The sequence below is a fragment of the Streptomyces sp. 1114.5 genome, assembly GCF_003635085.1.
Lineage (GTDB): Bacteria > Actinomycetota > Actinomycetes > Streptomycetales > Streptomycetaceae > Kitasatospora.
This window is the reverse complement of sequence record NZ_RBXE01000004.1, coordinates 35,311-53,518: the sequence shown is the minus strand read 5'-3', so window position 1 is coordinate 53,518 and position 18,208 is coordinate 35,311. Positions and strand designations below refer to the sequence as shown.

General features: G+C 73.4%; 18 protein-coding genes. 10 read left to right on the top strand and 8 right to left on the bottom strand.

The window, feature by feature from the left end; translation table 11 throughout:
* Positions 1-74: 74 nt before the first annotated feature.
* The 4 genes from BX285_RS35350 to tpx all read left to right on the top strand — a co-directional run bounded on the left by BX285_RS35350 (position 75) and on the right by tpx (position 3,378).
* Positions 75-770 carry a polysaccharide deacetylase family protein gene (locus BX285_RS35350; protein ID WP_121179620.1) on the top strand — a complete coding sequence of 232 codons (696 nt, stop codon included), beginning with the start codon at positions 75-77 and terminating at the stop codon, positions 768-770.
* Between the two features lie 159 nt (positions 771-929).
* Complete coding sequence (locus BX285_RS35345; RefSeq protein WP_121179619.1) at positions 930-1,508, top strand: TetR/AcrR family transcriptional regulator; 579 nt, start codon at positions 930-932, stop codon at positions 1,506-1,508.
* Between the two features lie 56 nt (positions 1,509-1,564).
* Entirely contained in the window at positions 1,565-2,746 is a 1,182-nt protein-coding gene (locus BX285_RS35340; protein ID WP_121179618.1) for an SGNH/GDSL hydrolase family protein, read from the top strand.
* A gap of 131 nt (positions 2,747-2,877) precedes the next feature.
* Entirely contained in the window at positions 2,878-3,378 is a 501-nt protein-coding gene (gene tpx / locus BX285_RS35335; RefSeq protein WP_097234559.1) for a thiol peroxidase, read from the top strand.
* A gap of 125 nt (positions 3,379-3,503) precedes the next feature.
* Here tpx and BX285_RS35330 read toward each other — a convergent pair whose 3' ends face one another.
* The 5 genes from BX285_RS35330 to BX285_RS35310 form a co-directional block, all read right to left on the bottom strand.
* A complete protein-coding gene (locus tag BX285_RS35330) occupies positions 3,504-3,863 on the bottom strand; it encodes a hypothetical protein (RefSeq protein ID WP_097234558.1) in 360 nt (119 codons plus the stop codon).
* 137 nt (positions 3,864-4,000) lie between these two features.
* The gene (locus tag BX285_RS35325; RefSeq protein ID WP_121179617.1) at positions 4,001-5,008 is read right to left on the bottom strand and encodes a phosphotransferase family protein; all 1,008 of its coding nucleotides are present in this window, start codon (positions 5,006-5,008) and stop codon (positions 4,001-4,003) included.
* 69 nt (positions 5,009-5,077) lie between these two features.
* Positions 5,078-5,419, bottom strand: a complete 342-nt coding sequence (locus tag BX285_RS35320) for a helix-turn-helix transcriptional regulator (protein WP_257032208.1) — start codon at positions 5,417-5,419, stop codon at positions 5,078-5,080.
* Positions 5,420-5,701: 282 nt separating this feature from the next.
* Positions 5,702-6,316, bottom strand: a complete 615-nt coding sequence (locus BX285_RS35315) for a cysteine hydrolase family protein (protein WP_121179616.1) — start codon at positions 6,314-6,316, stop codon at positions 5,702-5,704.
* Between the two features lie 44 nt (positions 6,317-6,360).
* Positions 6,361-7,668: an MFS transporter gene (locus BX285_RS35310; protein WP_121179615.1), complete on the bottom strand. Its 1,308-nt coding sequence runs from the start codon at positions 7,666-7,668 to the stop codon at positions 6,361-6,363.
* Positions 7,669-7,799: 131 nt separating this feature from the next.
* On the opposite strand from BX285_RS35310, the gene BX285_RS35305 reads away from it, so the two are divergent.
* Entirely contained in the window at positions 7,800-8,744 is a 945-nt protein-coding gene (locus BX285_RS35305; protein ID WP_121179614.1) for a LysR family transcriptional regulator, read from the top strand.
* A gap of 144 nt (positions 8,745-8,888) precedes the next feature.
* Here BX285_RS35305 and BX285_RS35300 read toward each other — a convergent pair whose 3' ends face one another.
* Complete coding sequence (locus tag BX285_RS35300) at positions 8,889-10,400, bottom strand: FAD-binding protein (protein WP_121179613.1); 1,512 nt, start codon at positions 10,398-10,400, stop codon at positions 8,889-8,891.
* A 291-nt stretch (positions 10,401-10,691) separates the two neighbouring features.
* On the opposite strand from BX285_RS35300, the gene pgm reads away from it, so the two are divergent.
* The 4 genes from pgm to BX285_RS35280 all read left to right on the top strand — a co-directional run bounded on the left by pgm (position 10,692) and on the right by BX285_RS35280 (position 15,462).
* On the top strand, positions 10,692-12,332 hold the full coding sequence (gene pgm, locus BX285_RS35295; RefSeq protein WP_121179612.1) for a phosphoglucomutase (alpha-D-glucose-1,6-bisphosphate-dependent): 1,641 nt from the start codon (positions 10,692-10,694) through the stop codon (positions 12,330-12,332).
* A 209-nt stretch (positions 12,333-12,541) separates the two neighbouring features.
* Entirely contained in the window at positions 12,542-13,264 is a 723-nt protein-coding gene (locus BX285_RS35290; RefSeq protein ID WP_121179611.1) for an HAD family hydrolase, read from the top strand.
* Between the two features lie 58 nt (positions 13,265-13,322).
* A complete protein-coding gene (locus BX285_RS35285) occupies positions 13,323-14,480 on the top strand; it encodes an acyltransferase (RefSeq protein ID WP_147465299.1) in 1,158 nt (385 codons plus the stop codon).
* 232 nt (positions 14,481-14,712) lie between these two features.
* Entirely contained in the window at positions 14,713-15,462 is a 750-nt protein-coding gene (locus tag BX285_RS35280; protein WP_121179609.1) for a helix-turn-helix domain-containing protein, read from the top strand.
* A 67-nt stretch (positions 15,463-15,529) separates the two neighbouring features.
* On the opposite strand, the gene BX285_RS35275 is transcribed toward BX285_RS35280, so the two are convergent.
* On the bottom strand, positions 15,530-16,309 hold the full coding sequence (locus BX285_RS35275; protein ID WP_121179608.1) for a hypothetical protein: 780 nt from the start codon (positions 16,307-16,309) through the stop codon (positions 15,530-15,532).
* Positions 16,310-16,578: 269 nt separating this feature from the next.
* Positions 16,579-17,517: an NADP-dependent oxidoreductase gene (locus BX285_RS35270; protein WP_121179607.1), complete on the bottom strand. Its 939-nt coding sequence runs from the start codon at positions 17,515-17,517 to the stop codon at positions 16,579-16,581.
* Positions 17,518-17,640: 123 nt separating this feature from the next.
* On the opposite strand from BX285_RS35270, the gene BX285_RS35265 reads away from it, so the two are divergent.
* The gene (locus tag BX285_RS35265; RefSeq protein ID WP_121179606.1) at positions 17,641-18,054 is read left to right on the top strand and encodes a helix-turn-helix domain-containing protein; all 414 of its coding nucleotides are present in this window, start codon (positions 17,641-17,643) and stop codon (positions 18,052-18,054) included.
* The last annotated feature ends 154 nt before the right edge of the window (positions 18,055-18,208 follow it).

The window sequence follows — 18,208 nt, the reverse complement described above, 5'->3', positions numbered from 1 at the left end:
GGCGGGTCGCGGCGGCCAAGTCGTCGGAGCAGACTGGCCGGTGTACCGCAGTCCCGACCCGCGAGGGGGCAGGCATGTCCGTACGAACCGGCAGGCGCAGGGCAGTTGGAGGGCTCCGGACGGCGGTCGGCGCGCTCGCCGTCGCCCTGGCGGCGGGAGCGGCGGTCTCGCTGCCCGCGGCACCGGCGGAGGCGGCCGGCGGGGCGGGTGGCAAGGTCGTCTACCTCACCTTCGACGACGGCCCGAGCCCCGCCTACACGCCCAAGGTCCTGGCGACGCTGGCCCGTTACGGGGTGCAGGCGACCTTCTTCGAGATCGGGCAGAACGTCGAGGCCCATCCCTTGCTCACCGCGCAGGTCGCCCGCCAGGGCCACAGCGTGCAGAACCACTCCTGGTCGCACCCCGACCTGCGCAGGCTCTCCGGCGCCGCCCTGGACGCGCAAGTGGCGAACACGGACCGGGCGATCCGCGCCAGCACCGGCCGCACCCCGAACTGCCTGCGCCCGCCGTACGGCGCGGTCAACGGCACGGTGCGCTCGCACGCGGCGGCGCTCGGCAAGCAGGTGGTGCTCTGGTCGGTGGACCCGGCGGACTGGTCCCGGCCGGGGACGGCCACCATCCGGTCGCGGGTGCTGAACGGCGTCCGCCCGGGGTCGGTGATCCTGCTGCACGACGGCGGCGGTGACCGCAGTCAGACGGTGGCGGCGCTGCCGGCGATCATCTCCACCCTCAAGGCGCGCGGGTACGGCTTCGCCACCCTGTGCCGCTGAGGCCGTTCGGCCGTTCGACCGCACCGCCGGACGGCCGAACGCCGGGTGGTCCGATAGTGCTTTCCCATTTGCCTAAACCATTTAGGTAATCCCATACTGGATGTAGCGCACCGGCGTGACAGCGCCGGTGCCGCAGCACACCGGTACGGGAGGAAGCACATGGCACGGGCAGGCCTGACCGTCGAACGCGTGGTCGCCGCAGGCGCCGAGCTCGCCGACGAGGTCGGATTCGAGCAGGTCACCGCCGCCGCTCTGGCCCGGCGCCTCGGCATCCAGACCGCCAGCCTCTACTCCCACGTCAAGAGCTCGCAGGACCTCAGGACCCGGATCGCCCTGTACGCCCTGGAGGAACTCGCCGACCTCGTCGCCGACGCCCTCGCCGGACGCGCCGGCCGCGACGCGCTCGGCGCCTTCGCGGACGCCTACCGCGACTACGCGGCCCGCCATCCCGGCCGCTACGACGCCACCCGCCTGCGCCTCGACGCCGAGACCGCCGCCGCCAGTGCGGGCGTCCGGCACGCCCAGATGACCAGGGCGATCCTGCGCGGCTACGACCTCACCGAGCCCGAACAGACCCACGCGGTCCGCATGCTCGGCAGCGTCTTCCACGGCTACATCAGCCTGGAAGCGGCCGGCGGCTTCAGCCACACCGCCGTCGACCCGCGGCAGTCCTGGGACTGGATCATCGACTCCCTGGACACCCTGCTGCGCGCGGGCGGAGCCCGCACCGCCACCTGAACTCCCGTACGGCCCCCGCGAGTCCGCGGCCCCGTACGACGACCCGAAGAAGCGCCATGACCACGATCACCACCCCCGTCACCGAAGACCTCCTGCACGGCCACCTCGACGTCGAGCACACCCGCCGCGGCCTGCTGCCGCACCGTCTCCCGGCCCGCGCCCGCCGCCGGATCCCAGACGACCAGCTCGCGATGGCCGAATCCCAGCCCTCCGGCGTCCGCCTGGCCTTCCGCACCCGCGCCACCGCGATCACCCTGCACACCGTCCCCACCAAACGCGCCTACCCCGGCGTCCCGAACGTGCCCGACGGGGTCTACGACCTCCTCGTGGACGGCGTGCTCACCGCACAGGCCACCGTCGCCGGCGGCAACCTGCGCACCGTCGACCTGGCCACCGGCCGCTTCGAGCTGGCCGAAGGGCCCGCGGGCAACGCGGAGTTCACCGGTCTGCCGGACCGGGACAAGACCGTCGAGATCTGGCTCCCGCACACCGAGACGACCGAACTGATCGCCCTCGGCACCGACGCCCCGCTGTACGCCCTGCCGCTGCACGCTGCCCCGCCCGGAGCGGCCGGCCCGCGCAAACGCTGGGTGCACCACGGCAGTTCGATCAGCCACGGCTCCAACGCCGCCCACCCGACCGGCACGTGGCCCGCCCTGGTGGCACTCGGCGCGGGACTCGACCTGGTCAACCTGGGCTTCGGCGGCAGCGCCCTGCTCGACCCCTTCACCGCGCGGACGATCCGCGACACCCCCGCCGACCTGATCAGCCTCAAGCTCGGCATCAACCTCGTCAATGCCGACGTGATGCGGCTGCGGGCCTTCACCCCCGCCGTCCACGGCTTCCTGGACACCATCCGCGACGGCCATCCGACCACACCGCTGCTCGTCGTCTCCCCGCTGCTCTGCCCCATCCAGGAGGACACTCCCGGCCCGCTCGCCCCCGACTTCAGCGACGGCACGCTCCGCTTCCGGGCCACCGGCGACCCGGCCGACCGCGCGGCCGGCCGCCTCACCCTCACCCTGATCCGCGAGGAGCTGGCCCGTATCGTCGCCGACCGCCGTGCCGACGGCGACCACGCCCTGCACCACCTGGACGGCCTCGCCCTCTACGGCGAGCCCGACCACCACACCCACCCGCTCCCCGACGGCGTCCACCCCTCCCCGGAGGCCCACCGCCTCATCGCCGACCGCTTCACCCGCCTCGCCCTCGCCCCCGACGGCCCACTGCCCTCCTGATCCGAGGGGCCGTGGGCGCCGGTGGGCAGGGGGGTGGGTGTCCGGTCGGTGGTCACCCGGTGGGGGTGGCGGGGCCGGGCAGTAGGATCGGCGGCGTTGCATTCCCGTACACCGCCGGTAGGAGGCTTTTCATGGCTCAGGTCACGCTGAAGGGGAACCCGGTCCAGGTCGGCGGCGCGCTGCCCGCCGCCGGCGCCCAGGCCCCCGCGTTCACGCTGGTCGGCGCCGGACTCGCGGACACCTCGCTCAAGGACTTCGCCGGACAGCGCAAGGTCCTCAACATCTTCCCCAGCATCGACACCCCCACCTGCGCCACCTCCGTGCGCACCTTCAACACCCAGGCCGCCGCCCTGGAGAACACCGTCGTGCTGTGCATCTCCGCCGACCTGCCCTTCGCCCAGGCCCGCTTCTGCGGCGCCGAGGGCCTGGACAACGTCAAGACCCTCTCCACCCTGCGCGGGCGCGACTTCCACGACACCTACGGCGTCGCCATCAACGACGGCCCCCTCGCCGGCCTCACCGCCCGCGCCGTCATCGTCCTCGACGAGAACGACACCGTCCTGCACACCGAACTCGTCCCCGAGATCGCCGACGAGCCCGACTACCAGGCCGCCCTCGCCGCCCTCAACTGACCCACCCCGCACCGACACCACAACGGCCCGCCCCCACACCACGGGAGCGGGCCGCCGTGCTACCGGTCGTCACCGGAGCGGTGCGGTCCCCGGCCGGTGCGGCCGGGGTGTGCGGCGGTCGGTGGTCAGTTGAAGACCGCGACGTCGGTGCGCATCGGCAGCGGGCTGCCCCAGCCGATGTTGATCTTGAACGTCACCACGCCGTTGCCGGGGGCGATGCTCGACACCTGGAAGGCCGCCGCACCGACGAACCGGTTCCCGTTGGCGTCGATCTCCGAGGCCGTGATGACGACCGTCGAGTCGATCCCGATGACGTTCCACGGGATCTGGAGGTTGAACGTCCCGTTGCCGGGGGTCCACGTCCACCACCCCCGCCACACGGCGCCGACGTTGCCGCCGATCGCGAGGCCCTGGTGCTGGTCGGTGGACTGCGAGCTGCTCGCGATCTGCGGCACCTCGGAGGCGGAAAGTTCGGCTGCGGACATGACGGCTCCCCTCGCGCCGGAAGGGCCCTTCAAGCCCTCCGTATACGTTGAGTGTCCGTTAGTGCGCGCAGCGTCACAATCACTCGTGCGAGTGAACCTCCGGCGTGTCGCCCCCGCCGCGGGGGAGGGCACCCGCCTCAGGAGTGGCGGTCGAGGAGGGCCTGGAGGTAGTCCTCCAGGCGGGCGGTGAGGAGGGCGGGGGTGAGGTCGGCGCGGCCCAGTTCGCGCCAGGGGGTGGCGACCTTCTCCGCGTCGGGGGCGAAGGCGAGGGCGTCGAGCAGTCGCCAGTACAGGTGGTCGCGGTCGTCGCCGAGCGGGGCGCCGGTGGCGCGGTAGTGGTCGGCGAAGGCCAGGCCGGCGGCGGGGCCGTGGAGCAGGGCCAGGGTGGTGGAGCAGTGGGCGACGTCGAGGTCGCGCGGGCCCCAGGAGGTTTCGACCCAGTCCACGACGCCGCTGACGGCCAGGGTGGCGCCGCTGCCGGTGAACAGGACGTTGCCGGGGTGGAAGTCGCGGTGCAGGAAGTGCGGGCGGTGCGCGGGTGGTTCGCGGCGGATCGCGTCCACCGCCCGGGCCCACAGGTCGGGGCGGCTGGTGTCGGCGGGGATGCGGACCAGGTCGGGGGCGGTCCACGCCTGCCAGGTGCGGGGGCGCCGGTCCTCGCCGACCTCCAGCGCGTGGATGGCGGCCAGCTGGGCGGCGAGCAGCTGCGCGCGCCGGGTGACGTCCTCGTCCTGCACCAGGCGCACACTGCCGGGCAGGTGGGTCATCATCAGCGACGGGTGGTCGCAGTGGGCCGCCTGCGCGTCGAGGGCGACCGGCCGTGCGGCCGGGATCCCGACGTGCTCCAGCAGGCGCAGCACGTCGGCCTCGCGGGCCAGCATGGCAGGGGCGTGGCGGCGGTAGAAGGGCATGACGAAGGAGCGCAGCACCAGCGCGTACGGGGGTGCGCTGCCGGGGCCTTCGATGTCCAGACGGCGCATCCGCGAGGTCCACCCGCCCTTGAGCGCCGTCACCCGCGCTATCCGCTCGCCGGGCGCGAGCGCCCCCTCGGCCCACCGCCGGGTGGCGGCCCACCCCTCCCCGGAGTCGCCGCCCTCGGTACTGGTGCCGCCGCTGCCGATGCTGCCGTCGTCGTTACCGATCATGGACCGACAGCCTACGTCCCCGGCCCGCGCCCGCCCCCGGCCTGGTCCCTCCGTGCGGCCGGTGATGTGTCAGGCCCGGCCGGGGAGTTGGCGGGCTTCGGCGTCCGCGGCGGCCACCACCGCCGTGAGCAGTCCGGGGAAGCGGTCTTCGAGTTCCTCGGTGCGCAGGGCGTTCATCTTGGTGGTGCCGACGTAGTACTGGCGCAGCAGGCCGGCTTCCCGGAGCACGGTGAAGTGGTGGCTGGAGGTCGAGCGTCCGACCGGCAGGTCGAAGGAGCCGCAGCTGAGGTCAGCGCCCGAGTGGGCGAGCGTGCGCACCACCGACCTGCGGGCCGGGTCGGCCAGTGCCTCCAGTACCTGTTGGACGTTCACGTCCTCCACGCCAGGGTGCACGATCACCCGTGCTGCCACGCGCGCCCGTCCCACACCCACCACCCCTTCCCAACGTCGACCCCCGTCTGCCGTGTGGTCAAAAGCCGCGCGGTGTGCGTGACTTCACGCTCCGACGCTACTACGCCGGGCGTGCCTGTCGCGTCCACCGCAACACCTCCGCAACACGCCCGCCGGACACGTGCCGGTCACCCGGGGCGGGCTCGGCCCGGCAGAGGGCGCCCGGCGGGCGGTTGCACGCCCCGGCTCGCGTGCCCGGGCGGTACGGGCCGGTTCGTGGCGGGAGTCAGATCGTGGCGGGAGTCAGGGCGTGGCCGGGCCCGTCCCCGGGAGGAGAGTCGGCAGGGCGGTGCTGTGGAGGAGGTGCGCCCGTGCGGGCAGGGCGGTGTGCAGCAGGGGGTCGTGGGCGTGGGGGTTCGGGTCCGCGATGGCGTCGGACAGGAGGTGGAGGCGGTAGTCGCGGTCGGCGGCGTCGGTGACGGTGGACAGGACGGCGCCGCTGGTGCTGAGGCCGCAGACGACCAGGGCGGTGATGCCGTGTTCGCGCAGTCGTCGGTCGAGGCCGGTGCCGGACAGGGCGCTGTGGCGGGTCTTGCGGATCAGGAGGTCGCCGCCGCGGGGGACCAGGCGGGGGTGGAGGGCGGCAGCGGGGTCCTGGTGGTGCAGGGCGCGGTGGTGGGCCACTGCGGCGAAGGTGGCGTTGGCCCCGGGGACGGCGTCCCAGTCGGCCTCGGTGAAGGCGGTGCGGACGAACACGACGGTGGCGCCGGCCGTGCGGGCGTGGGCGAGGGCTGTTTCGACGCGATCGAGGAGGGCGTCGCGCCGGGTGTCATCGGGCAGGGCGGCCAGCACCGCGGGCTGGCAGTCCAGGACGAGGAGCGCGGTACGGGCGGGGGCGAGGGCAGAAGTGGCGTTCATGGGGTGGTCTCCGTGCCGGTGGCCGGGCGGGGGCAGGGCGGGTTTCAGGAGGGCGTGCGGGCGGGTCGTGGTTCGGGCCGGGCGGTCCGGGCGGTCCGGGTGGGCCGGGGGAGCAGGAGGGGAGTGGTGAGGATGAGCAGTCCTGCGGCCGCGAGGGCGGTGCGTGGGCTGGTGGCGTCGGCGAGCAGTCCGCCGAGTGCGGTGAGGGTGGCGATGGCCGTCTGCTGGCCGATCGACCAGGCGGTCAGGGTGCGGCTGACGAGGTGCTGGGGGGTCTGTTCGAGCCGGTAGGCGGCGAGGACCGGGGTGTACAGGCTCATGTGGACGATGATCGCCAGTTCGACGGCCATCACGGTGAGCAGGCCGACGATGCCGGGACGTACGAAGGCCAGGCCGATCAGCCAGACGGCGCGCAGGGTGCCGGCGGTGCGCAGCACCCGGGTCCGACCGTGCCGGGCCACCACGCGCGGGGCCAGCCGGGAGCCGAGCAGGCCGCCGAGGCAGGGGAGGGCGAAGGCCAGGGCGTACTGCCAGGCGGGGAAGCCGAGTCGGCCGAGCAGGAGGACGGCCAACAGCGGTTCGGTGGCCATGATCAGGCCGGAGACGAGCATGTTGTTGAGGTAGAGCGCCCGCAGGGTGCGGTCGCCCAGGATGTGGCGCCAGCCCTCCAGCAGCGCGCCCGCCGGCACCGGGCCCCTGCCCCCGTTCGTGTTCGTGCTCCCGTCCTCCGTGCGGGGTGCTTCCTCGCGGCGGCGGATCGCGGTGATGCCCAGCGCGGAGAGCAGGTAGCTGAGCGCGTCGGCCACCACGGTGGCGACCGGTCCGAACAGGCCGACGGCCGCCCCGCCCAGCGGTGGCCCGATCGCGATGGAGCTCCAGTTCGTGGACTCGAAGCGGGCGTTGGCCACGAGCAGGTCCTGCGGCCGTACGAGGGCCTTGAGGTAGGCGCCGGTGGCCGCACCGAAGGCGATCTTGGCCGCGGCGACGACGGCGGAGACCACGAGCAGCTGGACGAAGCCGAGCAGGCCGAGCGCGTAGGCGACCGGGATCGTGGCCAGGGCGGCGGACCGGACCAGGTCCATCGCGATCATGACGGGGCGCTTGCGCCGCGACTCCATCCACGGCGCGAGCGGCAGCGCGACCAGCGCACCCACCGCCGGCCCCACCGCGGACAGCGCGGACACCTCGCCCGGGCCCGCGTGCAGTGCCAGCACGGCGATCAGCGGCAGCGCCCCGAAGCCCAGCCCGGATCCGTACGCGCTCACCGCGTACGCCGCCCACAGCCAGCCGAACTCCCGTCCCAGCGCCGCCCGGCCCGACGCCGGCTCGCCCGGTTTCGCCTCGCCCGTCATGCTGCCCCCACACTCCCGTCCGAACAAACCGAGGTTGACCGGAGAGAGCTAACCGAGCAGCACAACGGCCGGTCAAACAACCGAGCTCCCCGATCTGCACAACCATTCGTTGTTCCCTAAGGTGGATCGGCATGGACCTCGAAGCCGTACGCACCTTCGCCGCGGTCGTCGACGCCGGCCAGTTCCAGAAGGCCGCCACCGACCTGTCGCTCACCCAGCAGGCCGTCTCCAAACGCATCGCCGCCCTGGAACGCGACCTCGGCGTACGGCTGTTCACCCGCGCGCCCCGCGGCGCCGAACTCACCATCGACGGGCGGGCGTTCCTGCCCCACGCCCGCGAACTGCTGCGCGCCGCCGAACGCGCGCTCGCCTCGGTGCGCCCGGGCAGCCGCCCGCTGCGCGTGGACGTGATCGCCTCGCGCGGCGCGGCGGCCGGCCTGATGCGCGACTTCCACCGTGCGAACCCGGGCGTCGACCTCGACGTACTGATGCTGGTCGAGATCGAGACGGCCCTGGCGGCGATCCGCTCCGGTGCGATCGACGCGTCCTTCCGCGCGGTGGGCGCACCCGGGCGGCCCCTGCCCGAGGACATCGCCTCCGTGCGGGTCCTGGACGAGCCGCTCCAGCTGCTCACCGGCCCCGCCCACGTGCTGGCGGGCGCCCGCCGGGTGAGCCTCGCCGAACTGGTCGGGCACCGGATCTGGATGCCCGGCATCGTCCCCGGCACCGAGTGGGGCGCCTACTACGACGACCTCGTCGCCGAGTTCGGCCTCACCATCGAGGCCACCGGCCCCAACTTCGGCTCCGACGCACTCCTCGACACCATCGCCGACACCCCGGCCCTGGCCACCTTCATGGGCGAGCACACCCGCCTCATCTGGCCGGCCGACCACGGCCTGCGCCGCATCCCGATCACCGACCCCACCCCCGTCTACCCGCACTCCCTCCTCTGGCACCGCGACAACCCCCACCCGGCCCTGCCCGCCCTCCGCACCCACCTCGCCGCGACCACCACGGTGCCCACCACCTCCAGCACCCCCGACACCTGGCTCCCCACCTGGACATCCCCCCACTGAACCCCGCCGCCGCGCCTGCTGCCGCCGCCGTGACCGCTTCCGCCCTCTCTCGACGCCCGCCGCCCGCGCGCGGCGCCGAACCCGCGCACCCCGGGCCGCCCGCCGTCTGCCGCTCGCGGGCGTCCCGGGGTGCGCGGCGGCCGGTCAGGGGGTGTGGATGCCCTGGCCGGGGGTGAGGATCCCGGCGGGGTCGTAGCGGTGCTTGGCCCGCACCACCCGTTCCCACAGCCCGCCGTAGTGGCGCTGCCAGTCGGTGCCGGTCATCCCCGGGACCGCTCCGATCAGGTAGCGCTTGCCGCCGAGCCGGACGGCCCGGTCGTAGAGCCGCCGGTTGCGTTCCAGCATCGCCGCCGTGTCGGCGCCGGGGCCGGGGAAGGCGAGCAGGTCGAAGTGCCAGCCGATGTCGGAGTCCGGGAGCACCGCGAGCGGTGTCCTCACCTGCTCCCGCCGGTACGGGTAGAACAGCAGCAGCCCCGCGCCCAGATCCTGGGCCGTCAGCACCTCGGCTGCCTCCGCCATGAACACCCGCGCGGTCGACGCGGGCAGGAACACGCTCAGCCACGGCTTCGGCAGCCCCCAGAAGCCCGTGGCGCGCAGGTATCCGGCGAAGGCGTCGACCCGGAAGGCGTACTCGCGCCGGCTCTGCTCCACCACCGACACCCCGTCGGCCGCCGGGCGCAGCCCTGCCAGCAGTGCCTCGCGGTCCACCGTCTGCCCTGCGTCGGCGAACGCCACCAGCTCCGCCTTGTAGCGCCACCGCGTCCCGTCCGTGCTGCGCTCCACGTCGCCGACCTGCAGGTCGAAGCGGCCGTCGGCCATGACCTTCTCCTGGTCGGTGAGGTAGGTGTCCAGGTCGTCGTAGTACAGGGAGAACACGTGGGCGCGTTCGCGGACCGGGACCAGGGCGAGGGTGGCGCGAACGATGATGCCGGCCTGTCCGCCGCCGGCCAGGACGGCCTCGAAGAGGTCCCGGTTGCGGGTGGGGGAGGCCGTCACCAGTTCGCCGGCGCCGGTGACCACGTCCAGTTCCAGGACCTGATCGGTCTGCAGGCCGTGGCGCTGCACGCCGCCGCCGATCCCGCCCACGCTGAGCGTGCCGCCGACCGACAGGTGCAGGTAGTCGGTCAGGCACGGCGGTACCCAGCCCGCGGCCAGTCCTGCGTCGACCACCTGTGCCCAGGTCACGCCGGCCTCGACCACGGCGCGCCCGGGGCGTACGGAGACGATCTCGGACAGGCCGCGGGCGTCGATCGCGATGCCGCCGCGCGGGTTGGCCTGGCCGTAGCTGGAGTGCGACTCCAGCCCGGCCTCGCCGACCTGCGCCAGGTCCCCGCTCTGCCCGTTGACGGCCACCGGGATGCGGTGGCGGCGGGCGAAGGCCACCACCTGCTGAACGTCGCGCACCGAGCCGGGCCGCAGCACCGCCCTGGGCGCGGCGCTCACCAGGTGCCCGAAGTCGCCGCGGAACCGCTCCGGTACGGCCCCCTGGAGCGTCACCGTGCCGTCCAGCGGCGGCAGTCGGACGATGTCGGCGCCGGGCTCGGCGGCCCAGGCGCGGGCGGCGGTGTCCCAGCCGGTGACGGTGGCGGCGGCCCCGAGGGCGGCGACCCCGGCGGCGCTGAGGAGGGTGCGGCGTGACGGTGCTGGCCTGGACATATCAGAGGTTCTCCGATCAGTCGTCAAAGAGGGATTGTCGTACCGTAGCCGTCCCGTTTTCCGGTTGCCGTCCCGCCCGCTCGGCTCATCGCCGCCGTTGCCGCCCGCGCCTCTTCCGCCTTGTGGTCAAAATCCGCGTGGTGTGCGTGACTTGAGGTCTCGGCACTGCTCCGCTCGACGGGTCCGCCGCGTCCGCCCGTGACATTTCCGCGGGTCCGCGGGTTGGGGGTGTGTTCGGCGTAGTGTCGGTGTGTTGTCGGGTCGTCGGGGTTTCGGTGGGAGTGACTGGTAATGGTGGATGCGCGGGCCGGATTGCCGGTGGAGCTGGATGATCTGGTGGATGTGCCGGAGCTGGTGACGGCCTTCTACGCGGTGCGTCCGGATCCGCTGGAGGTGGGCCAGCAGGTGGTGTTCGGGACGTCGGGGCACCGGGGTTCGTCGCTGGACGGGTCGTTCAACGAGGACCACGTCGCGGCGGTGACGCAGGCGATCTGTGAGTTCCGGGCGGGGCAGGGGGTGGGCGGCCCGCTGTTCCTGGGAGCGGACACCCACGCGTTGTCGGAGCCGGCGCGGGTGACGGCCTTGGAGGTGTTGGCCGGCAACGGCGTCGAGGTGCTGGTGGACGAGGGGGGTGGACACACGCCGACGCCGGCCGTTTCGCATGCGATCCTTGCCCACAACCGGCGCAGTCCGCGGGCGTTGGCGGACGGGATCCTGGTGACGCCTTCGCACAATCCGCCGCGGGACGGCGGCCTGAAGTACAACCCACCGAGTGGGGGGCCGGCGGGTTCGCAGGCGACGGGGTGGATCCAGGACCGTGCGAACGAGCTGATCCGCGAGGGCCTGCGGGGGGTGAAGCGGGTGCCGTACGCGCGGGCGTCGGCCGCGGCGACGACGGGCCGCTACGACTTCCTGGGTGCGTACGTGGAGGATCTGCCGTCGGTGGTGGACGTGGCGGCGGTGCGTGCCTCGGGGCTGCGGATCGGGGCGGATCCGCTGGGCGGGGCGTCGGTGGCGTACTGGGGGCGCATCGCGGAGGTGCACGGGCTGGACCTGACGGTGGTCAATCCGGTGGTCGATCCGACGTGGCGGTTCATGACCCTGGACTGGGACGGCAAGATCCGGATGGACTGTTCGTCGCCGTACGCGATGGCCTCCCTGATCGGTGGTCGCGACCGGTTCGCGATCGCGACGGGCAACGACGCGGACGCCGACCGGCACGGCATCGTGACACCGGACGGCGGGTTGATGAACCCCAACCACTATCTGGCGGTGGCGGTGGACTACCTGTTCCGGCACCGGGCCGACTGGCCGGCCGACGCGGGGGTGGGCAAGACGCTGGTGTCCTCGTCGATGCTGGACCGTGTCGCGGCTGATCTGGGGCGCACCTTGGTGGAGGTCCCGGTGGGGTTCAAGTGGTTCGTCGACGGCCTGTTGGAGGGCTCGATCGGCTTCGGCGGGGAGGAGAGCGCGGGGGCGTCGTTCCTGCGCCGCGACGGCGGGGTGTGGACGACGGACAAGGACGGCATCCTGCTCGCCCTGCTGGCATCGGAGATGACGGCCGTGACGGGCGAGACGCCCAACGCCCGCTACCGGGAACTGACGGACCGCCACGGCGATCCGGCCTACGCCCGGGTCGACGCTCCGGCGGATCGCGAGCAGAAGGCCCGGCTGGCGCGGCTGTCCCCCGAGCGGGTCGGCGCCGGGGAACTCGCCGGGGAGAAGATCACCGCGGTGCTGTCCCACGCTCCGGGCAACGGCGCGGCGATCGGCGGCATCAAGGTCTGCACGGACAGTGCGTGGTTCGCCGCTCGTCCGTCCGGGACCGAGGACGTCTACAAGATCTACGCCGAGTCCTTCCACGGCCCCGATCACCTCGCCCGGGTCCAGGACGAGGCCCGCGCCCTGGTCGGCGAGGTCCTGGCAAGCTGACCGCCCCGCCCGTACGGCCGACCCGCGCGCCGGGGTCGGCCGTACGGACGGGATGCGCCGCACCGACCCCGACACCCGCTTCCCCGGCCTGCTCGACGCGCTCCTGGCCTCCTCCGCCGCCCCGCCACCGGCGGTTGGGCGTAGAACCTGTACGGTTCCCGGACGGGCCGGGTGAGCCGGGCGGCGAGTCGGCAGGGGAAGGACGGACTGTGCAGGTCAGAGGTGTGCTCTTCGATGTCGATGACACGTTGTTCGACTATTCGGGGTCGGAGGAGGCCGGCATCCTCGCGCACCTGCGGGAGTCGGGGCTGCTGGAGCGTTTTGCCTCGCCGGCGGCGGCGCTCGACGTGTGGCGCAGCATCATGCGGGTGCAGTACGGGCGTTTCCTGGCCGGTGAGTTGACGTTCGCGGGGCAGCAGTGCGAGCGCACCCGGCAGTTCCTCGCCCATCTGGGTGAGGGCGGCGCCGAGCAGCTGACGGACGGGCAGGCGGCAGCCTGGTTCGCCGGTTATGCGGTGCACCGGGATGCGGCCTGGGCTGCGTTCCCCGATGCCGCACCGGTGCTGGCCGCGCTCGCCCCCGTCTACCGGCTGGGTGTCGTCTCCAACTCCTCGGTCGGCCACCAGCGCCGCAAGCTGGACGCCGTCGGGCTGCTGGGTCATTTCGAGGACGCGGTGCTGGTCTGCTCCGACGAGTTCGGCCAGGCCAAGCCCGCTCCCGGGATCTTCCGGGCGGGCTGCGAGCGGCTGGGCCTGGCCCCGCACGAGGTCGCCTACGTGGGGGACAACTACGACCTGGACGCGCTCGGTGCCCGTGACGCGGGCCTGCGCGCCTTCTGGCTCGACCGCAGCGCGGGAGGCGCCGTGGTGGGGGAGGGCATCGGTGTCCTGCACGCGCTCACGGACCTGCCCCACGCGCTGGCTGCGCACTGACCGTAGCCCGCCAGTCCGAGGGTCCTCCGCCTTCGGGTCGGTGACCTACAGTCATGCCATGCGTGCACACCGTGACACGGCTCGGCCTGGGGGGCGGCTCCCCACCCTCACTGCGCTGCGCTTCGCCGCTGCCCTTGCCGTCTTCCTCTTCCACGTCTTCCTCACCACCGATCCGCTGTACCCACAGGCACCCCTGACCCTCTTCGCGGACCCGCGCACTGCTTCCGTCCTCGCGTGCGTCACGTCCAAGGCCGGCTATGCCGGGGTGTCCTTCTTCTTCGTTCTCAGCGGCTTCGTGCTGACCTGGTCGGCGCGCGGCCCGGAGCCGCCCGGGGTGTTCTGGCGCCGGCGGCTGGCTCGGATCTATCCGACGCATCTGGTGTTGTGGGTCGCGGCTCTCCTGTTGTTCGCTCGGGCCGGGCCGGTGCGGGTGTGGTTGCCGAATCTGCTGCTCGTGCATGCGAACTCGCCCGATGCGAACGTCAATTCTGGGATGAACATGCCCAGTTGGTCGCTCTGCTGCGAGCTGCTGTTCTACCTGCTCTTCCCGCTGCTGTACCGGGTGCTGCGCCGTCTGCCCGAGCGGGGCGTGCTGCCTGCTGCCGGCGTGTGTCTGCTGACGGCCGCGGTGGTGGCCCTGGTCGATGCCGTCCTGTTGCCCGGGCGGCCGAGGATTCCCCAACTTCCTGTTTCGCTGGACCAGTTGTGGTTCGGCTATCTGTTCCCGCCGGCCCGGCTGCCGGAGTTCGTCCTGGGGATGCTGCTGGCCCGTGCTGTCGCCGCGGGCGTTGCGCCGCGTCTTGGCCTGGCCCCGGCTGCCCTTCTGCTCCTGCCCGCGTACGCGCTCACGCTGGTGGTGCCCTCGCCGTTCGACTTCACGCTGCCGATGGTCGTGCCGCTGGCCCTGGTCATCTGCGCCGCCGCTCACCGGGACCTCCACCGTCCGTGCCCGGCGCACCCGTTGGGGCAGTGGCTGGGCAAGGTCTCCTTCGGCTTCTATCTGTGCCAGGGCGTCGTCCTCTTCCACGGCCGCCCTCTCCTGTTGGGCGAGCGCACCTTCGCCGCCCCGGCCGCGGCCGCGCTCACCCTCGCGGCCTTCGCCGTGACACTGGGGGCGGGGGCGCTGACGTACACGGCGGTGGAGCGGCCCGCTGTGGGGTGGCTCGCCCGGGCGGGTACGCCGGCGCGGGGCAGCGGCAGGGAGTGGGCCGGCTGACCGGAGGAGCGGTCTGTTTCTGATATGGGAAACGCTATGTTGCTTTCAGAAGGTTGACAACCATATCGTTGCGTCACATCAGAGTCCGGGCAGGTCAGCTGCGAGAAACCGTTGCGACAGGCGAGGTCTAACGCAACGTCACCTGTCGAACTCATTGCAATGGATGCGAGATGAACGCTAGGGTGGGGATCAAGGACCGCAGGAGCGTCGAGGACCTACCGAGGAGACCGTGATGCCGGGAGGCAGGCTCACCCAGCAGGAACGCCGGCAGATTGCGCTGGGACTGGCCGACGACCTCCCCTACGCCGAGATCGCCCGCCGCCTGGAACGCCCCACCTCCACCGTCACCCGTGAGGTGATGCGCAACGGCGGCCCCACCGCCTACCGCGCCGACCTGGCCCACCGCGCCACCGAACGCCGCGCCCACCGCCGTAGGCCGGCCCCCGCCCGGGGACCGCAGGCCGGCGACCAGGCGCACGGGCGCGACGGCCAGGCCGTGGCCGAGTACGAGGAGTCGCTGACCACCGTCCTCATGGGCTCGGGCCTGTCCAAGATGACGGCCCGGGTGCTGACCTGTCTGTTCACCACCGACGCGGGCAGCCTGACCGCCGCCCAGCTCGCCCAGCGCCTCCAGGTCAGCCCGGCCTCCATCTCCAAGGCGATCGCGTTCCTGGAGAGCCAGAGCCTGGTGCGCCGCGAACGCGACGAACGCCGCCGCGACCGCTACATCGTCGACGACGAACTCTTCTTCCAGGCGACCATCGCCAGCGCCCGCGCCAACGACCAGCTCGTCGCCACCGCACGTCGGGGCGCCGCCGTCCTGGGCGCCGACACCCCCGCCGCCCACCGCCTGGAGAACGTCGCCCGCTTCCTCGACTTCATCAGCGAAAGCATCGTCCGCGCCGCCGAACAGGCCCGTGACGTCCTCCACACCAAGCCGGCCCCCGCCCCGGACCCCGTCCCCGTCCTGGACCACCAGTAGCCTCCCGCCAGGGCAGACCGGGGGTCGGTGGCAGGCGGCCTGGGTGGGCCAGTGCGCGGGTGCGGGGTCAGGTGGCGTCGGGCAGGTGGCGGCCCGCCGCGAGATCGGCCATCGTGCGCAGCCGGGTGAAGTAGGCGGCGCAGTAGGCCTCGTCGAGCACGGGCACGACCGTGGCGAGGCCGGCGATGCGCGACCACAGGGCGGCGACGCCCGCGCCGTCGAGTCCGCCGTCCAGCTCCCGCCGCACGAGGCCGGCGACGTCGGCGTCCAGCAGGACCAGGTCGGTGCCGTCGATGTCCACGCCGCGAAAGCTCGCCGGGAACGGGGCGCTGCGGTGCTCCTCCCACAGCCGCGCCAGCCGGTCATGCGGCCCTTGCGCCCCGGCTTCCGTCTGCGCCTCGGCCTCAGGCCCGGGCAGCAGCAGGGCGACGCTGTCGAACACGGCGCGCAGCAGGTCGACGGCCCTGACCGGGTTGACGGTGGCGCTGGTCGCGCTGCCCGTCGCGAGCCGCTCGCGCAGCAGCAGCGCGCGCTCCAACTCCCCGGCCAGGTACACCGAGACGAGCCCTGCCCCGGCGGCCCGGGTGATCAGCTCCCGCAGCGGGGCCCGGGCGCCCAGGCGCTCGGCGAGGACCTGCTCCAGGGCGGACAGGGCGTGCGTGACGGCGACCGTCGCGAACTCGTACCGGTAGTAGGAGTGCCGTACGAGCTCGCGGGAGGTCTCCAGCGTGCTCATCACGGACATCGGCGCGCCCTCGGGCAGCACCAGGTCGGCGACCAGCGGGTGCATGCCCGGGTAGCCGGGCACGACATCACGGACGCGCAGGTCCGGTACGGGAGTGTCCATCCCCGCAGTCTCCCCGCCCACCGCCCGCCCCTGCCACCGGATTCACCCAACAGTCCCGAGCCGGACGAGTTCTGCCTCGACTGACCATCGCGCGAGCCGGGGGGACGGCGGGACAGCCGGACACTGGCCAAGAGGCCGTTCATCGGGGGAGCGGCCCTCCGGCGAGTGCGGCTGCTGCTTCCCCGGGTCCGGAATTCCTCCTGTGCTCGGCGAAGCGGGCGAACAGGCCGCCTGCCCGTCCTTCGCCACGGCCGGTGCGACGGCTGGGCTCAGGGGGTGAGCACCAGGCGCCCGCGCAGCCCGCCGTCGGCCAGGCGCCGGTGCGCCTGCGCAGCCTGCTCCAGGGGGAGGGTGTCCGCCACCCGCAGGGTGAGCCGGCCGTCGCCCGCGAGCGCCGCGAGACGCCCCAGGGCGGGTCCGTCGGCGGTGATCCAGACGTTGGCCACCCGGATTCCGCGCAGCCCCACCGGTTCGCTGCCGCCCGCCACCGCCACGAACGCCCCGCGGCCGCGCACCGCGCCCAGTGCCCGGACGCCCAGCAGGGCCGCGTCCACCGCACCGTTGACCCCGCCGGGGACCAACTCCCGTACGGCTGCTGCCACATCGCCCACTCCGCGGGGGACGAACCACTGCGCGCCCAGGGACCGGACGAGCTGTTCGTCGTCCTCTCCGGCGAGGGCGACGACCCGAAGGCCCCGCAGCGTGGCCAGTTCGACCGCGAAGCCGCCGACACCGCCGGCCGCGCCGGTGACCATCAGGGTGGAGCCGGCGGGCAGGTCGAGCAGGTCGAGGGCCTGCAGCGCGGTGAGCCCGTTGAGCGGCAGGGTCGCGGCGGCCGCCAGGGAGAGGCCGGCGGGGGCGGGGGCGAGGACGTCGGCGTCCAGGACCACGTGGTCGGCGTAGGTGCCCAGGTCCACGTCCAGGCGGTCGCGCAGTCCCACCACCCGCTGCCCGGGCGCAACACCCGTGACCCCCGGCCCGACGGCGTCGACCGTGCCCGCCACGTCCCAGCCGATTCCCGTCACCGCCCGGGGCGCCATCAGCCCGGCCACGGCCAGGGTCCCGGCGCGGGTGACCGCGTCCACCGGGTTGACCCCGGCGGCCGCCACCCGCACCCGCACCTGCCCGCGGCCCGGCCGCGGCAGCGCCATCTCGACCAGCTCCAGCGCCTCGGGACCGCCGAACTCCCGCACCACCACGGCACGCATCACGCACACTCCAGTCGACTCGACACAGCAGATCCGGGAACAGGGCCCAACCTAAGGAGAGTTACTCCCCATCAGGAAGCACGCACTTCAAGGTGCGTACCGCACGCAGAGGAGAGCGAGCCCGTGCCCACCACGACCGCCGCCCAGCGCCGCGCCACCGAGGCCGCCGGCTACGACGCCTACCTCGCCCAGTGCCCGGCCCGCCAACTCCTGGACCGCATCGGCGACAAGTGGACCAGCCTGGTCGTCAACGCCCTCGCCGACGGCCCACAGCGCTACAGCGACCTGCGCCGGCGGCTGGCCGGGGTGAGCGAGAAGATGCTCACCCAGACCCTGCGCGCACTGGAGCGCGACGGCCTGCTCACCCGCACCGTCACCGGCACCGTCCCGGCCCGAGTCGACTACGAACTCACCGCGCTCGGTCAGGGCTTGCTGCCGCTGATGCAGGCCATCAAGGCGTGGGCGGAGTCCCACATGCCGCAGGTGCTGGCCGCCCGGGCCGCCCATGACGGCGGGAGCGGGGGTGCGTCGGAGTGAGCGCGCCCGGGCCCGGGTACAGCGGCCTGAGTTCAGTGGCCCGAGTTCAGCGGCGCGGGGCCGTGCGGCCGCGGTAGGACTGCGCGGCGACGCCCAGGCCGGCGGTCACTCCCGCCGCAGGGTTACCCCGGTCCGGCGCGCCCTCCTCCCGGGA

What these genes read in the sequence shown, in the direction of transcription:
- BX285_RS35350 (WP_121179620.1), top strand. Translation starts at nt 75, where the DNA reads ATGTCCGTACGAACCGGCAGGCGCAGGGCAGTTGGAGGGCTCCGGACG.
- BX285_RS35345 (WP_121179619.1), top strand. Translation starts at nt 930, where the DNA reads ATGGCACGGGCAGGCCTGACCGTCGAACGCGTGGTCGCCGCAGGCGCC.
- BX285_RS35340 (WP_121179618.1), top strand. Translation starts at nt 1,565, where the DNA reads ATGACCACGATCACCACCCCCGTCACCGAAGACCTCCTGCACGGCCAC.
- tpx (WP_097234559.1), top strand. Translation starts at nt 2,878, where the DNA reads ATGGCTCAGGTCACGCTGAAGGGGAACCCGGTCCAGGTCGGCGGCGCG.
- BX285_RS35330 (WP_097234558.1), bottom strand. Translation starts at nt 3,863, where the DNA reads ATGTCCGCAGCCGAACTTTCCGCCTCCGAGGTGCCGCAGATCGCGAGC.
- BX285_RS35325 (WP_121179617.1), bottom strand. Translation starts at nt 5,008, where the DNA reads ATGATCGGTAACGACGACGGCAGCATCGGCAGCGGCGGCACCAGTACC.
- BX285_RS35315 (WP_121179616.1), bottom strand. Translation starts at nt 6,316, where the DNA reads ATGAACGCCACTTCTGCCCTCGCCCCCGCCCGTACCGCGCTCCTCGTC.
- BX285_RS35310 (WP_121179615.1), bottom strand. Translation starts at nt 7,668, where the DNA reads ATGACGGGCGAGGCGAAACCGGGCGAGCCGGCGTCGGGCCGGGCGGCG.
- BX285_RS35305 (WP_121179614.1), top strand. Translation starts at nt 7,800, where the DNA reads ATGGACCTCGAAGCCGTACGCACCTTCGCCGCGGTCGTCGACGCCGGC.
- BX285_RS35300 (WP_121179613.1), bottom strand. Translation starts at nt 10,400, where the DNA reads ATGTCCAGGCCAGCACCGTCACGCCGCACCCTCCTCAGCGCCGCCGGG.
- pgm (WP_121179612.1), top strand. Translation starts at nt 10,692, where the DNA reads ATGGTGGATGCGCGGGCCGGATTGCCGGTGGAGCTGGATGATCTGGTG.
- BX285_RS35285 (WP_147465299.1), top strand. Translation starts at nt 13,323, where the DNA reads ATGCGTGCACACCGTGACACGGCTCGGCCTGGGGGGCGGCTCCCCACC.
- BX285_RS35280 (WP_121179609.1), top strand. Translation starts at nt 14,713, where the DNA reads ATGCCGGGAGGCAGGCTCACCCAGCAGGAACGCCGGCAGATTGCGCTG.
- BX285_RS35275 (WP_121179608.1), bottom strand. Translation starts at nt 16,309, where the DNA reads ATGGACACTCCCGTACCGGACCTGCGCGTCCGTGATGTCGTGCCCGGC.
- BX285_RS35270 (WP_121179607.1), bottom strand. Translation starts at nt 17,517, where the DNA reads ATGCGTGCCGTGGTGGTGCGGGAGTTCGGCGGTCCCGAGGCGCTGGAG.